Raw genomic sequence first — 14,575 nt, 5'->3', positions numbered from 1 at the left:
ACGATAAGGTAAGCTAAGTTATCTCCTTGTTTGCAGTTCGGGAAATATGCAAAACTTTCGCAACTATTATGAAATCCTCGGTGTTCCGAAGACAGCCACGGCTGACGAAATTAAGCGCTCCTATCGCAGGTTAGCGCGGAAATATCATCCCGACCTGAATCCCAATGACAAGGCAGCCGAGGAACGATTTAAAGATATCGGTGAAGCCTATGAAGTCCTATCTGATACCACCAAACGTCAGCAATACGATCGCTTTGGGCAATATTGGAAACAAGGCGGCTTTCAGGGGTCTGGAGGACGCGCTCCCTCATCGCGTGAGCAATATACACCAGACTTTGAGCGTAGTGGCTACACAGGTGATGTGGACTTTAGCCAATATAACGACTTCCAAGAGTTTGTTGATCAACTCCTAGGCAAATTCCGTACTAATGAACGCGCCCAAGATACTGGTGGCGCATCTTCCTATCGCACTAGCACCCAAGCTCCACCACGCCCCACACCACGCCGTGATTCGGAAGCTCTTTTAGAATTACCGCTCGAACGCGCCTATGTCGGCGGTCGTGAACGCATTCGTCTCGAAGATGGGCGATCGCTTGAGGTGAATATGCCCGCAGGTGTACTTTCAGGTCAAAGAATCCGCCTCAAAGGGCAAGGTGCATCAGGCGGCGATCTCTATCTTAAAATCACGCTTAAGCCTCATCCATTCTTCACCCTCGAAGGTTCCGATATTCGCTGTCAATTGCCCATTTCACCGAGCGAGTCAGTTCTCGGTATTCAAGTGGAAGTGCCAACCCTAAGTGGATTAGTCAAGTTAACTATTCCCCCTGCGGTGAAGTCTGGACAGCAGTTAAGACTATCTGGCAAGGGTTTCCCAAAAGATGCGAGAACCTTTGGCGATCAGTATGTAGAAATCCAGATTGTCGTTCCCAAAAATCCTAGCAAGCGTGAACGTGAACTTTACGAGCAGTTGCTAGAAATCCAATCCTTCGATCCTCGCGAAAACTTACCGAAAAAATAAACATTAGGGCGGCGCGATGCGCCGCCCTAACTTAATTCTATCTAAAAGCTATATGTCTACTGTCATCTACGTCAACCAAGCCTGTATTGAGTCGCTGGATATTACTCCTGCCAAAATTGCGATCGAGAAGTTATTAGCCAATTGGGATGAAACTCCCGAAGGCGATCGCGCATTTCAAATTGAACTTGTATGGGATAAGGAAGATGGCGACCCTCGCGAATTATCAGAAATCTCGGAAGTCCGTCTCTGGTTTGTGCGTCTCGATGCCACTTATCCTTGGTTTAGCTATCTCCTCGATTGGCGTTTAGAACTCAGTCGCTATGCCGCGATGCTAGTTCCCCATGAGTTTAAGCGCGAAGGTGATGGCTATGTGTTGCAATACAATCCTGAAGCACTGGAGATTTTTGTAATGCAGAAGGTATTCACAATTTCTCTCTGGCTCAAGTCACGTGGCATTGAAAGCACAGCAAAGTTACAACAAATGACTCAAAGCCTCGGCTACGAGATTGATTCAGCATTTTTCAACCTTTTGTAAAATCAATATGTCACAACGGTTAATCATTCATCAATTTGGACCAATTGCGGACATCGATATTGAGGTGAAAGATATCCTTGTGTTTATAGGTTCTCAAGCTAGTGGCAAGAGTACCGTTAGTAAAGCAATCTTCTTTTTTAAGTCTTTGAAAGATGATTTATATCGATACTATCTTGATTGTTATAATCAAAATAAATTTGATCACGCTATTTCTAGATTTTGCAAATTAGTAAATCAGAAATTTACAAAAATCTATGGTGTTACATTACTGCAATCTCCCAATACTAAGCTAACTTACATATACAGTGACCAAAATGAGATACTAATTGGAACTGATCTAAATGGTCGAGTTAATTATATTGAATTTAATTCAGTATTTACAATAAGTTTTGAGGAAACAATCAACAAATTAAAAGATTTAAGAAGTGAGCTATATGGAAAGACATCTAATTTTTCTTCTTCAAAAGAGTCTAGTATTATTAAATCTAAGGAATCTGCTCTGTTTGAAGAAATTAATATTCAGCTTAACATCCTTTTTGGAGATGAGAGAGAAGTTATATATTTACCTGCTGGACGTAGCTTGATTACAACACTATCTCAGCAAAGATACAATATTGATATGGGAGATGATTTGTTATCAGATAACAAATTACAATCAGATAATTTAATTAAGCTAGATTATCTCATGCGAGAATTTATTGATCTTATTGATCAAGCTAAACTTGTCTGTAAAAATGGTATAGATACTTTAATTCAAGATTATATTTCAGAAAAAAATAGCCCCAATGATACATCCATAAGAACAATTGAACTTGCTCAAGGTCTTATTAATTCAATCTTAAAAGGATCATATAGTTATCAAAATGGAATTGAAAAAATTGAATTTGCTGATGGCAAGAGTACTGAGATAAATTTTGCTTCTTCGGGTCAACAAGAAGTTGTTTGGATTTTACTAATTATTTTTCTTTTAATTCTTAACGATAGTAAAGCTTTTCTAATTATTGAGGAGCCTGAAGCGCATCTTTTCCCAGTAGCCCAAAAGCAAATTATTGACCTAATATCACTTTTTGCTAACTATAGTAAAAATCAAATCCTTTTAACTACTCATAGCCCCTATATACTTTCATCATTTAATAATCTCCTTTATGCTCATAAATTAGGAAATGGAGAAGATAAAAAGGAAGTTGCAGATATTATAGATCCTCACTTATGGATTAATCCTGATAGGCTAGATGCTTATATTTTAGAAGATGGTACTGCCCGAACCATTGTCGATCGCGAAATGGGATTGATTCAATCAGCCGAAATCGATAGAGCCTCAAACATTATTGTTGATACCTTTAATCAACTGTTTGACCTTGAGGATTGAGGCATGAAATTTAATTGTCAACATTTTCAGGAAAATTATCGAGAATGTACAAAGTGTTCTGATGTCGCAGAAGAAAATAAAAGAAAGTATATTCTTCAAAATCCCTCCAGAAAGAAAGTATGTAAAGTAAGAATTGATGGCTGCGTAATTACTAGTCAAAGCCAAAGAAAGTGTGACTATCTTATGATAGTTTGTGAAGATGAAGCATCAAATCAGACTGAATCAGTCGATTTATACTTTGTTGAACTTAAAGGTCGAGATTTAATGTCTGCTGTAGAGCAGCTAACTGAGACAATTAAATATTTTCAATCTGAAAAATATAAATTTACTGGAAAAGTCTTTGCAAGAGCTGTTGTCACCCGAGTTCATATACCTACATCATCTATTGATACTGATGCTAGAGTACTATCACTAAGAAAGTTGCTGAAGAAACTTGGTGGAGATTTTGCGTATGGCTCAGTACAATTTGAGAAGGATCGCATCTAATCATTATGAGTACACTGATCGCCCAAAAATTTACATTTAGATTATTGCCTCACCATCACACAAAGCAATAATTTGATTTACAAAAGCCTTCAGCTCTGGACAAGCTTGAATCGCAATCATCAGATCTTGATTTTTGAGAATAGCTTTGCCATCAATGATCTTGCTATAGTCTCTTTTGCAATCGCCTAATTTAAAAACCTCCTTAATCCAATAAGAAGGCGGTTTATTATGATTTACCTTCTCTGGTGCGCCACTGGGAGCAGAACGGTTATGTTTAGCGATCTTTTGGATTGTACCCCAATAGGGAAGTAACCATGCCTCAAAATCATGACAAGCTGTATGTGGATAGAACTTCGGATTGTTGCCAACCCATGTAGTCATTTTTGCTTTAGCATCCGCCGCATCTACAAAATCTCTTGTCCCCGTATATACATCCGTCAAAGCAATCACAGCATCATAGGCATCTTTCCCACTCAATAAATTTTCCACAAGCCGCTTTAACTTATCTTCCTTGGGAATTCGTCCGTCCTGCGGGATAAATTTTAACCTCGGCATATTTTGCGCTAAATATTTTTGCAAAAACTCGCGTAGCTTCTCTCTAAAAGCTGCTTCAGTAGCACCTTCAACTAAAATTGCAATTTTCATGGACGACCACCCATTACATTCATTGCCCAAAGTTGATCCAGACTATAATCCTCCAGCCATTTCTCAAGATCGAGAGTATCAGCCCATGTCATTTTTGCTTCGCCATCTTCGATATCGCAAATCAGAACTTCATGGGGTGCAAGAAATCGAATAAGTCGATCTGAGTGAGTTGCTACGATTAATTGCGTATGCTTGGAAGCCTCGCGCATCAAATAAACTAAATGTCTTAAAAGTTCTGGATGTAAACTAACTTCAGGTTCATCTAAGAGCGTAATTGTTGACAAATTTTGGCTTTGCAGCAGTGCTACTAACCAAAGAAATCGCAACGTTCCCTCTGATAGCTCATGTACATATATAGGCTGTGAAAAATTTCTATCCTTCCAAGTCATAGAAATAGTTCCTGCTGCAACTGGAGGAAAATTCAAACGTTCAAAATCTGGAAAAGCCGCAGAAATAATACTCTCAACCATTTCAAAGCGATCGCGATCGCTTTCACGCAAATCATAAAAACAAGAAACTAAATCCTCTCCTTTTACCCCTGGTAATTTCGCTGGTCGCATTGCTTGAGGTAGACGGATTGGGCTTGTCCCTGAGACATCAAGCGCTCCATAATAAGTACAAGAAGCAAGACTTTTTCTCAGGTTCTCAGGTTCTTGATACATTTTAGGAACTTGAGAAAGAGAAGTCTCTAGATAATTATGTTCCCAATTAGGAATTAAAGTAAAATCATCATCTTCTTGAAAATATTTGATACTTAAACCATAAGACTCAATATATTTCTTTGAAATACGCTTGTCGGGGATTATTGACGAAACCCTCTGAGATATTTCAGCGACAGAAGTTGGGTGCTTTGCTAAAAATTCCTGTTTGATTTCATAAGCCAAGCCTTTAGGAGATATAGCTAGACTGTATGTTAAGCTTTCTTGATCTAACGCCTTTCCTAATATTCCTATTTGCAGTTTTTCTGCTCTTCCTCTGGTTAAAACTTCATTCAATCCGCCTTTGCTTTGTAATGATTCATGTAACTTTCCACTTGCTGAATCAGCTAACATTGACATAGCATCTAAAAAAGATGTCTTGCCTGAGCCATTTGCACCAATCATGACTATAAGATCTCGCATTTCTAGATCCACCTGTTGCAATCGGCGATAACCTTTAATAGATATTCTTTCAAATTTACTCATAGTCAAGTAGTCAGCAACATTTTTGTGTACGATGCATTTAAGTATATCGTTTTCAGATTAGCTTAAAATTTTGGCAAAATGCAGCATATCAGACCGATGAATTAGACGATCGCATTGGCACTTGTCGCGATCGCAATTTATGAAGTGAGTACCAGCAATAGTTTTAATCCCTTAGTCACTCATCTTGGTTGGGGATCGGTCTACTATAGTTGTAGGCTCTAAAATAGTTGAATGTTCTTATGACTTTGATCAAGATTCTTCCAGATTGGTTTCTGCCTGAAAGTCAAGCAACCTCAGAATCAGTTTATCTAAATCGGCGGAGATTTATGAAGAAAGCTGGATTAGGTAGCCTAAGCATTATGGGATTATTAGCTGGCTGTCAAACTATCGAAGAGAAAAAAGCCATTGTCAAACAAAAACTACTAGACGATCGCTTAAAAGTAATTACCACTTCTCGCAATCTTGCTTTTACCCTTGATCGCCCAATTACCGATGAATATAGCGCTGCTGTTTACACTAATTTTTATGAATTTAGTGGAGATAAAGATGTATGGGAGAAAGTGGGGAAGTTTCAACCGCATCCTTGGACTGTGGAAGTATCTGGCCTAGTCACAAATCCCCAAAAATTTGCGATCGAGGATTTGATTGCCAAAATGCCTATCGAAGAAAGACTCTATCGCCATCGTTGCGTAGAAGCATGGGCAATGGCAGTTCCTTGGACTGGGTTCCCTCTCAAGCGATTAATTGAATTAGTGGAACCAAAGGCTAATGCAACCCATGTTAAATTTACAACTTTCTTTCGTCCAGAGCAGGCAAGGAGACAAATCTTGCAGAGCGAGCCTTGGCCTTATACCGAAGGGCTAACAATTAAGGAAGCGATGAATGATCTTGCTTTTATGGCTGTGGGTATATATGGACATGAGCTGCCCAAACAACATGGCGCTCCGATTCGATTAGTTTTGCCTTGGAAATATGGCTATAAAAGCATTAAATCAATAGTCAATATTGAATTTAGCGATCGCCAACCAGCTACATTTTGGAATACACGTATTCCCCAAGAATATGATTTTCTTGCTAACGTCAATCCAAATATTCCCCATCCCCGTTGGTCTCAGGCTAGCGAAAAGATGCTAGGTACAGGCGATCGCTATGCTACGCAAATGTATAACGGCTATGCCTCTTATGTTGCTAATTTGTATTAAGGGTTCACGTCTATGCACGTTAGTTTTATAGCTATCGCCATGCTTGTTAGGACATAAAAACCCAATAGTGTGAGGCGGCGCGAAGCGCCGCCTCACACTATTGGGTTTTTGATTTGTTCTCATACAGGTGACTATAGCTATAAAAGCAGAAAACGACTATGCCGTTTTCTGCTTTGGTGTTAGATCGAGCTATTGCTAATTTTGCGAATGGCAACTACTGCTGGTTTTGGTGAATCATTGGGCTTGAGGGAGGGCCAGTTAGAGCCGATGGGAACTTTCCGAGTTTGCATAAACTCTCTGCCATCTGTGGTTCGCATCGCAAACTGACGAGATTCAGAGGTCATATCTTTGCGAGTACCTCTAACTTCCCCAGGGTGCTGTACTGACAGGAATAAAGTCTGCTGATCACTGGAGAAAAATGGCCCAGTGGTTTCACATTCCATTGGACCAAATCCAAATAGAAAAGCCTTACCAATATCCGCACCAGATGTTGGTAAAAACCAGATAGAACTGTTACCATAAAGTCCGCGTAAGTCTGATTGACTAACAGATTTTCCAAATTTGTCCTTGCGGCTAGGAATCGCGAGATTGTACTTGTCAGTGCCTATGTCGGTAACCATCCAGAGATGTCCACTGCGATCAATCGCTAAGTTATCAGGATTGGCAAAACCTAGACCACCTTCCGCAGGTTCGCCACCTGTAGCAATCATTGACCATTGGAAGTTCATTGCATTGGGTTGATTTTCCTGCTCATTTAAACGCATGATCCAGCCATATTCATAAGCTTTGCCATCAGCACCTTTAAAGATTCTCAAATCTGGACTACCATCGCTATCACTAGCAGCACCTGAAGTAAAAGCAATAAATAAAGAACCATCGGTGGCTACTTTAGTGTCTTCAGGACGTGCGGCACAGGTTGCACCAATAGCATTAGCCGCATAGTGAGCATCGATCAATATTGCGCCTTGCTTTTCCCGATCGCTACCTACATACAAATCACCCAAAGTTTTAAACTTGGACTTAAACTCCGAAATCTCCTCTTCTTTAGTTGCTCGGAAAATCCCACCTGCGGGTCTTTGGGGAAGAGGCAACATTTTCCCAGCAAGGACATCTAGGCTATGGGGATTAATTGGGGTAGAGGGCTCTAGAGCAATCCAGCTACCTGAACCATCAGCATTAAACTTAGCCGCATAGAGCATTCCTGATTCCAAGAGTTGAGAATTCCTCTTGTCTTGAGGATTGGTGACAATCCCTTTGCTAACAAATTTGTAAAGGTGTCCACCACGGCGATCGCAACCCGAATAAAATACTAGGGGCTTGTCAGCTTCGGCGCGAATGCCTACCGCTTCATGGCGATAGCGACCTAGCCAAGTGTGCTTTGTGCCATAATCCTCAGGATTAGCAGGGTCAATCTCTACCATCCAGCCGTATTTGTTACCTGCTAAGCCCAACACATTGGCGACACCATTGAGATCACCATTGTCTTTAATGAATTTCTTTTTGCTCGGATCGAGGGAAGTTCCATCAGGCATTACTGGTTCTGGTACAAAATCTTGAAAGTTCTCTTCTGCACTGAATACAGTTCCCCAAGGGGTTGTACCACCCGCACAATTGTTGAATGTCCCAATAATGCGATCGCCGATTTTATCGGTATAGCCTAAACCCTTCTCTTTCCGAAAAATTATGGTAGCGGGACCTGTTGTCTTGAGATAGCGACCATCATCTAAACCTGAGATACCAGTAATGCGGCGATCGGCTTTGGAATTTGTCCGCACCCATTTACCTTCAGAGGTTCGACGTACTGAAATTACACCAATTCCCAAATCAATCAGTGCTTCTTTAGAGATCAATTCAATTTTGGCTTTGAGAGGATCACTTGCGGCTAAAGACCATGCATCGATATCCTTAGTACCGAGAGCTTTAAGGGCTGAGTCAACTTCATCAAATGGTAAATTTTTGCCAATAACTTTTGCGTAGGACTGCTCCCAAGGAATACTACTAATATATTCAAAATTGACAGTTAGATAACCTTCATTTGCACTTGTTTCAATAAGAGATAAATAGTCATTGTTATAGCCAAAGCGCGAGTCACCAACTGGGTCGCCCCATGCAGCAATGACATCATAGACAAATCCTTCAGGTAAAACTAGATCATCAGCTACTTCAAAAGTTCTATAAAATTGACTCTGTTTTGACGGAGCGATCGCATCCGTTACTAATGGTATTGGACCTTTAATCGGTTTAAAGTTTAACTGTGAAGACGATGTTGCGGCTAGAGCTTCACTGTTTCCTTCAGCCCCCATAAAAGGCATCGAAAATTTGGAGGCTGAGCGATCTCGAGATCCTACGTCAAATAACATTGCTCCGCCAATTCCACCTATAAAAGTTAGGAAATCTCTACGTTTAATGGTCATGTTTTTTGATAGCTTTCTAAAGTTAGTTTCGTGAGGATTGACGATAGTTCTAACTTTAGCGTTATGAGTTTAAGGCAAGGTAAAACTATGGATAAGGAAGCAATTTTTGATGGCTTGGCTTTGCCAAGCCATCAAAAATTCTAGCGAGATTGAATGGATCGAAACTTCGCTCGGTCTGCAAATTTGTTGTAGGGTAGGTTAACTATGTTTAGTTTTGCGATTCTCTCTATTTTTTTCTATCTAATTACAGGATTATTAATTCTTTTCTGTTTGACTCTAATTATTAACTTTGTAAATAATCGATCATTTAAATTCCCCAACAATCGAAATTTAGAATGTTTTGGAGAAGTTTTGGGTGCTTTATGCGCTACAGGTATTCTAGGGGCTTTATGGAATTTGGGGCATGGAGCAAATGCCAAGGGCAACTGGTATACAATATTTATCCAAATGCCTTTATATGGATCTTTAATAGGAGGACTTATTGGTAAACTCGTTGGAGAAAAAATCTTATCAAAAGCACCACGTTATTTACAAAGATGGCTGATCGTAATTGCCATAATGCTTGCTCTAGTAGCACTTTATAGCTACATCTACACTGGGGTAACTAGTTATGGAGATAATTGACTTAAAAATGTTCAATGCTAATTTCAGATGATATCAGTGACCCAAAAACACATGTCAAAATCATTGCAAAATCTTGCTTCTACAGTTCGGATCTTTATCTTTGCGATTGGCTCAATCTCTTTAGCAGCAGCACTTACTGATCAGGCGATCGCACAGCCATCTACTCCTAAAGCCCCAGATCGTAGCGAAGAATGTGAAATTCTGATCGTGGGTGGTGGTGTCGCAGGAACAGCTACAGCCTATGAAGGATTGCTAGCAGGACGAACTGTTTGCATGACCGAGATTACGGATTGGGTCGGTGGACAGATAACTGCTCAAGGTACATCGGCTTTAGATGAAGCAAAAAAACAGCGCAATCTCTGGTTCTTTCCCCAAGGTTACACCGAATTTCGGAAGAGGATTGAGCAGAACTATGGCAAATTGAACGCGGGAGATTGTTGGGTAAGTGTGTCTTGTTTCATTCCCAATACTGCTCAGCAAATATTAGTGGGAATGTTGCAGGAAGCAGCGCAGAAGGGGAATGGCAAATTGAAATGGTTCCCGAATACAGTAATTAAAAAGCTGGAAATGAGTCCTGACGGGAAACTGATTGATGGCGCGATCGCAATACAACATAGTCCCGCACCCAATACGCCGCCGCTAAATACTGAAACACTTTCATCAATCATTGAAGATGCTTATCGCTACGAAAATTCATCGCGATTAAACAAACAAATTATTCGGTTCATTCCGCTTGCCAGTACTGAAAAGCGTCCTACTGATTGGTTTGTGATTGACTCGACGGAAACAGGAGAAATTATCGCTTTAGCCGATGTTCCATATCGTTTGGGTCTCGATCCGCGATCGCATCTCAATCCATCATCGCCCGTCACCGAGAATGATCCATACTGTACGCAAGGCTTTACCTACACCTTTGCAATGGAGCAAACTGCCGAAGCGCAACCCCAGCAAAAGCCGAGTTTCTATGATCGCTACTTGCCCTATTACGGCTCCGACCCTAAGCCCAATCTGGCTAACTTTGATACGATCTTTACCTATCGCCGTATTTGGAGCGCTGCCACTGAAAACCCGAAAAAGAATGCCTTTGGGGTTTCGCCTATGAAAGCATGCGATATCTCCATGCAGAACTGGGTTTGGGGTAATGATTATCGTCCAGGGACTAACAAAGATAATCTCATTTATTCGCGTGAGCAATTATTGCGATCGGGACAGTTGGAGCCAAATGGATGGATGGGAGGTTTAAGAACGGAAACCCTCAAAAGTGGTGAAGAAATTGCCCTCGGTTTTTATTATTGGTTGGTCGCAGGTACAACCGACTCACAACAAAAAACTGATTGGAAAAAGCCTTTCCCTAATCATCGTTTGCTGACTGGCTTCGATTCGCCAATGGGAACTTCGCATGGACTGTCCAAATACCCCTACATTCGTGAGTCCCGTAGAATCATCGGTCGTCCATCCTATGGTTATCCTGAAGGCTTCAGCATGTCTGAAATCGATGTATCACAAGTAGATTTTAGTACTGAAACCTATCGCCAAAATCTCTCTGAGCAAACCTATCGCAGTTTATGGAAAGCTCTAGCAGGTGTAGAGTCAGCTAGTGCCATTAGAAATAATACTGAGCCGCAAAAGATTTCCCGCCGCACCCGTTCTACGATTTATCCTGATGCGATCGGTATTGCTCAGTACTATCTCGACTTTCATCCTTGCCTGAGCGAATATCCCGTCGAAAAAGCTGGCAATACGGAAAGAGCAGGAGTTCGTAATGGTCATGGACCAGCGTTCCCAGGACAAATTCCGTTGCGATCGCTAATTCCTCAAAAAGTCGATAATCTGATCGTATCTGGGAAGAATATCGCCTTTAGTTATATCGTTGCCGCAGGTTATCGTGTCCATTCCTACGAGTGGTCAGTGGGAGCCGCTGCTGCAACGACTGCATCCTTTGCACTGTCTGAAGGGATGCTTCCCTATCAACTAGTTGAAGATTTACCGAGAGTAAGTCCTAAGCTTTTGCAATTACAACAGATGCTAGTGAAAAATAATAATGCGATCGCGTTCCCAGACACTTCTATTTTTAATCTCAATTGGAGTGATTGGAAAATTTGGTAAATAAAATCAGCCATGCTTTGCATGGCTGATTTTATTTACTGATGTTACATGAAACGCTGAGATTGGGGCTTGGAGACCAAGCCCCTACCTATACAAATATGTAGGGATTTGGTCTCCAAATCCTCTTTTAAGATGACTTGGAAACATGATGACGATCTTTGTTCTACGTATCGTCAGTTAATAAATGGTTTCGTCTTCTTTCCGCCAAGCTGGATCGACGATACAGATAAATACAATTGGCTCATCACCGATATTCTTGAGAAATTGTTTTGCATCTGGTGGAATATACACTGCATCACCAGACTCGATCTCACGAATCTCTTCATCAATGTGCATTTCTCCGCGACCACTGAGAATGTAATACACCTCAGAAGTTGTTAGGGAATGTGGCTGCGAAGTCTCGCCCACAGGCAAAATGGCATGGGCTAGGCTATAACGCAGGTTAATCGCCTGTTTGTCAGGATGCAATAATTCGCGCAATATGGTCGAATCGCCAGCGATGAACTCTGGACAATCCAGCAATTTTTGGATCAACATTGAAACAATCTTAAATAAGTTTTCTGAGCAATAGAGCGGCACTTTGTGCCGCCCTAGAATTACTTAATTGCTTGGACATCCTTAGTAGCAAAGCCGTGGGCGCTTAATTCTTTATTGAGGGCGATCGGATTCTTAACGCGATCGACAAACAAGACACCATTTAAGTGATCCATTTCATGCTGAATCACTCTGGCTAGCAATCCATCGGCAATAAGATGCTTCGGTCTACCATCTTCATCACGATAAGAGACTTCAACGCGATCGGGACGCACAACATCAAGAAATACTTCAGGAATGCTCAAACAGCCTTCTTCGCCAGTAACCAGATCACCGCCCGAAGACTTCACTTCAGGATTGATCATTACTAAAGGCGGCTTACTTTCATCCTTGAGTTCAATATCAATGACAAGTAATTGTTTGTTAATCCCCACCTGTGGTGCAGCCAGCCCGATGCCATCATTGCTATACATGGTTTGGAGCATCTCCACAATAGTCTGACGAATCTCGTCGTTGACTTTGCTAATGCGCTTAGCTGGCTGGCGTAATACGCGATCGCCTAGGGTATGGACTTGCAGTGGTGGATTTTTGAGTTTTTGTTTGGGGACTTTTATGGAAATTGCAGACATTGCCGATCAGCTTGTAAATATAAGCTTGTAGTTAACTAACTATATTTTGGCATATTGCATCGCTTGTTCGACAATTAACGTACTTTGACAGAATGGCGGCGCTTTGCGCCGCCATTCTGTCAACTTTTATAGCTTACCGATCGCATATTCGATGAGTTTGAGCAAAGACTTACTCATCTGCTCAAAGCCTTGGCGTTTCAGCGCAGATATAGCGATCGCCTCAGGATATTTCTCTAAGATTGCCTTGGGATCTTCAACAGCATCGATTTTATTGAAAACTAACAAGATTGGACCAACGGCGATCGGCATATCTTTGAGAATTTTATCTACCGACTTAAGTTGATCTTCCCAAGCAGAATGAGAAGCATCCACTAAATGCACTAGTACATCGGCTTCTGAGACTTCCTCAAGCGTGGCACGAAAGGCATCAACCAGCGATTTGGGAAGTTCGTGAATGAATCCTACGGTGTCGGTGAGTAGCACCGTATGCATTTGATCATCCTCACCCGTGAGCGTAAGGCGGCGCGTGGTGGGGTCGAGGGTGGCGAACAACTTGTCAGCTGCATAGACCTCGGCTTTGGTCATGGCATTAAGTAAGGTTGATTTACCTGCATTGGTATAGCCTACGATCGCGACTGTAGGGACTTCTTGATCGACTCGTTTTTGGCGAATGCGCGATCGCTGTGCTTGCAGATGATTAACTTGCTGCTGAAGGAAGGTGATGCGCTTCTGAATCACACGGCGATCGGTTTCTAACTTGGTTTCACCAGGTCCGCGTGTACCGATACCGCCGCCGAGTCTAGAGAGAGCCTGCCCATGCCCTGCTAATCGCGGTAATCGATATTCTAGCTGAGCTAGCTCAACTTGTAACTTCCCTTCCGATGACTGGGCGCGTTGAGCAAAAATATCAAGAATTACTTCGGTGCGATCGCTAACTCGTAAGCCGATCATTCTTTCAATATTGCGGGTTTGGGAAGCTGTGAGTTCGCGATCAAATACGACCAGATTTGCGCCTTTAGTTTGGGCGGCGATCGCGAGTTCTAATACTTTGCCTTCACCGAGAACGGTCTGAGGATGGGGACGTTCGCGTTTTTGCCAGAGTGCATCTAGCACCTTGCCGCCTGCGCTTTCTACGAGTTGACCAAGTTCAATCATCGTAAAGGGCATCGAGTCAGACTTTTCTTTTTGATGCATCAGTCCGACTAGCACTACGCGATCGCAATCATCATCAGTCGCTCGACCTGCAAAGTTGCGGCTAAATTCTTCTTCTAGCCCTTCTACTAATTCTAAGAAATCTTGCTTGGATAGCGCCTCGACGGTCATCGGTGTTGATACCCGCCAAGCATTCTGCTGTTCAGGCAGTTCTGTATCATTGGCTGGTAATAAATGCGCCAAATATCCCCGCTCAGCATAGCCTTTGGGATTAACTGGCAAAATTATTAAGGCATCAAGGCGTTGCATCAACATCGCCGTTAAGTCAGTTGGATTGGGTGGCAGCGCATCAGGACTTGCACAAATACAGCGCAATCCACTGAGGCGATCGCTACCATAGCGAGGCAGTTCAAGGGGTGGGATTTTGGTTTGATTAGGTGTCCCGATCGCCACACGGATCACCTGTCCGCGCCTATTGATATATATGCAGATAGATTCCTTTAGCTCAGCACTAACTGCGGCAAGACGTTGAGCTAATTCAGGCGTGGTGAGGCTATCTTGAGGCAATCGCGATCGGTACAATCGATCCAATTGCTTTAATTGATGTGCCTTTAGTCCTTGGGTTTTTCCGTAAATAGTTTCGATATGCGTTACTCAGTATAATTGTGATGACTGCC

General features: G+C 42.0%; 13 protein-coding genes. 7 read left to right on the top strand and 6 right to left on the bottom strand.

The window, feature by feature from the left end:
• Nucleotides 1-46 precede the first annotated feature (46 nt).
• From ABM313_RS14500 to ABM313_RS14485, 4 genes are read left to right on the top strand one after another with little or no spacing between them, the layout of a single operon-like run.
• Nucleotides 47-1,018, top strand: coding sequence for a DnaJ C-terminal domain-containing protein (locus ABM313_RS14500; RefSeq protein WP_434683894.1), 972 nt, complete (start codon nt 47-49; stop codon nt 1,016-1,018).
• A 52-nt stretch (nt 1,019-1,070) separates the two neighbouring features.
• Complete coding sequence (locus ABM313_RS14495) at nt 1,071-1,553, top strand: CRR6 family NdhI maturation factor (protein ID WP_434683893.1); 483 nt, start codon at nt 1,071-1,073, stop codon at nt 1,551-1,553.
• Nucleotides 1,554-1,560: 7 nt separating this feature from the next.
• Nucleotides 1,561-2,922, top strand: a complete 1,362-nt coding sequence (locus tag ABM313_RS14490) for an AAA family ATPase (protein ID WP_434683892.1) — start codon at nt 1,561-1,563, stop codon at nt 2,920-2,922.
• Between the two features lie 3 nt (nt 2,923-2,925).
• Nucleotides 2,926-3,408 (top strand): hypothetical protein, encoded by a 483-nt coding sequence (locus ABM313_RS14485; RefSeq protein ID WP_434683891.1) that lies wholly within the window; start codon nt 2,926-2,928, stop codon nt 3,406-3,408.
• Between the two features lie 36 nt (nt 3,409-3,444).
• Here the strand turns inward: ABM313_RS14485 and ABM313_RS14480 are convergent, their stop codons facing one another.
• Together ABM313_RS14480 and ABM313_RS14475 are read right to left on the bottom strand one after the other, a co-directional pair.
• On the bottom strand, nt 3,445-4,053 hold the full coding sequence (locus ABM313_RS14480; RefSeq protein WP_434683890.1) for a DUF4276 family protein: 609 nt from the start codon (nt 4,051-4,053) through the stop codon (nt 3,445-3,447).
• Nucleotides 4,050-5,237: an AAA family ATPase gene (locus ABM313_RS14475; protein WP_434683889.1), complete on the bottom strand. Its 1,188-nt coding sequence runs from the start codon at nt 5,235-5,237 to the stop codon at nt 4,050-4,052. The genes ABM313_RS14480 and ABM313_RS14475 overlap by 4 nt, the downstream gene beginning before the upstream one ends.
• Nucleotides 5,238-5,476: 239 nt before the next feature.
• Here ABM313_RS14475 and msrP point away from each other — a divergent pair, with 239 nt between their 5' ends.
• Nucleotides 5,477-6,439, top strand: a complete 963-nt coding sequence (msrP, locus tag ABM313_RS14470; protein ID WP_434683888.1) for a protein-methionine-sulfoxide reductase catalytic subunit MsrP — start codon at nt 5,477-5,479, stop codon at nt 6,437-6,439.
• A gap of 179 nt (nt 6,440-6,618) precedes the next feature.
• On the opposite strand, the gene ABM313_RS14465 is transcribed toward msrP, so the two are convergent.
• On the bottom strand, nt 6,619-8,853 hold the full coding sequence (locus tag ABM313_RS14465; protein WP_434683887.1) for a PhoX family protein: 2,235 nt from the start codon (nt 8,851-8,853) through the stop codon (nt 6,619-6,621).
• A 204-nt stretch (nt 8,854-9,057) separates the two neighbouring features.
• On the opposite strand from ABM313_RS14465, the gene ABM313_RS14460 reads away from it, so the two are divergent.
• Nucleotides 9,058-9,477: a hypothetical protein gene (locus ABM313_RS14460; RefSeq protein WP_434683886.1), complete on the top strand. Its 420-nt coding sequence runs from the start codon at nt 9,058-9,060 to the stop codon at nt 9,475-9,477.
• 51 nt (nt 9,478-9,528) lie between these two features.
• On the top strand, nt 9,529-11,583 hold the full coding sequence (locus ABM313_RS14455) for an FAD-dependent oxidoreductase (protein WP_434683885.1): 2,055 nt from the start codon (nt 9,529-9,531) through the stop codon (nt 11,581-11,583).
• Nucleotides 11,584-11,760: 177 nt separating this feature from the next.
• On the opposite strand, the gene ABM313_RS14450 is transcribed toward ABM313_RS14455, so the two are convergent.
• The 3 genes from ABM313_RS14450 to hflX all read right to left on the bottom strand — a co-directional run bounded on the left by ABM313_RS14450 (nt 11,761) and on the right by hflX (nt 14,543).
• Nucleotides 11,761-12,120: a cupin domain-containing protein gene (locus tag ABM313_RS14450; protein ID WP_190578944.1), complete on the bottom strand. Its 360-nt coding sequence runs from the start codon at nt 12,118-12,120 to the stop codon at nt 11,761-11,763.
• Nucleotides 12,121-12,179: 59 nt separating this feature from the next.
• Nucleotides 12,180-12,746 carry a peptide deformylase gene (gene def, locus ABM313_RS14445; protein ID WP_434683884.1) on the bottom strand — a complete coding sequence of 189 codons (567 nt, stop codon included), beginning with the start codon at nt 12,744-12,746 and terminating at the stop codon, nt 12,180-12,182.
• Between the two features lie 126 nt (nt 12,747-12,872).
• Nucleotides 12,873-14,543 (bottom strand): GTPase HflX, encoded by a 1,671-nt coding sequence (hflX, locus tag ABM313_RS14440; protein ID WP_434688485.1) that lies wholly within the window; start codon nt 14,541-14,543, stop codon nt 12,873-12,875.
• Between the last annotated feature and the right edge of the window lie 32 nt (nt 14,544-14,575).

Source organism: Pseudanabaena minima str. Chao 2107 (genome assembly GCF_051131155.1).
In the GTDB taxonomy this organism is placed as follows: domain Bacteria; phylum Cyanobacteriota; class Cyanobacteriia; order Pseudanabaenales; family Pseudanabaenaceae; genus Pseudanabaena; species Pseudanabaena minima.
The sequence above is the reverse complement of the archived record's forward strand: the minus strand, read 5'-3'. Positions and strand labels throughout refer to the sequence as shown.

What these genes read in the sequence shown, in the direction of transcription:
- ABM313_RS14500 (WP_434683894.1), top strand. Translation starts at nt 47, where the DNA reads ATGCAAAACTTTCGCAACTATTATGAAATCCTCGGTGTTCCGAAGACA.
- ABM313_RS14495 (WP_434683893.1), top strand. Translation starts at nt 1,071, where the DNA reads ATGTCTACTGTCATCTACGTCAACCAAGCCTGTATTGAGTCGCTGGAT.
- ABM313_RS14490 (WP_434683892.1), top strand. Translation starts at nt 1,561, where the DNA reads ATGTCACAACGGTTAATCATTCATCAATTTGGACCAATTGCGGACATC.
- ABM313_RS14485 (WP_434683891.1), top strand. Translation starts at nt 2,926, where the DNA reads ATGAAATTTAATTGTCAACATTTTCAGGAAAATTATCGAGAATGTACA.
- ABM313_RS14480 (WP_434683890.1), bottom strand. Translation starts at nt 4,053, where the DNA reads ATGAAAATTGCAATTTTAGTTGAAGGTGCTACTGAAGCAGCTTTTAGA.
- ABM313_RS14475 (WP_434683889.1), bottom strand. Translation starts at nt 5,237, where the DNA reads ATGAGTAAATTTGAAAGAATATCTATTAAAGGTTATCGCCGATTGCAA.
- msrP (WP_434683888.1), top strand. Translation starts at nt 5,477, where the DNA reads ATGACTTTGATCAAGATTCTTCCAGATTGGTTTCTGCCTGAAAGTCAA.
- ABM313_RS14465 (WP_434683887.1), bottom strand. Translation starts at nt 8,853, where the DNA reads ATGACCATTAAACGTAGAGATTTCCTAACTTTTATAGGTGGAATTGGC.
- ABM313_RS14460 (WP_434683886.1), top strand. Translation starts at nt 9,058, where the DNA reads ATGTTTAGTTTTGCGATTCTCTCTATTTTTTTCTATCTAATTACAGGA.
- ABM313_RS14455 (WP_434683885.1), top strand. Translation starts at nt 9,529, where the DNA reads ATGTCAAAATCATTGCAAAATCTTGCTTCTACAGTTCGGATCTTTATC.
- ABM313_RS14450 (WP_190578944.1), bottom strand. Translation starts at nt 12,120, where the DNA reads ATGTTGATCCAAAAATTGCTGGATTGTCCAGAGTTCATCGCTGGCGAT.
- def (WP_434683884.1), bottom strand. Translation starts at nt 12,746, where the DNA reads ATGTCTGCAATTTCCATAAAAGTCCCCAAACAAAAACTCAAAAATCCA.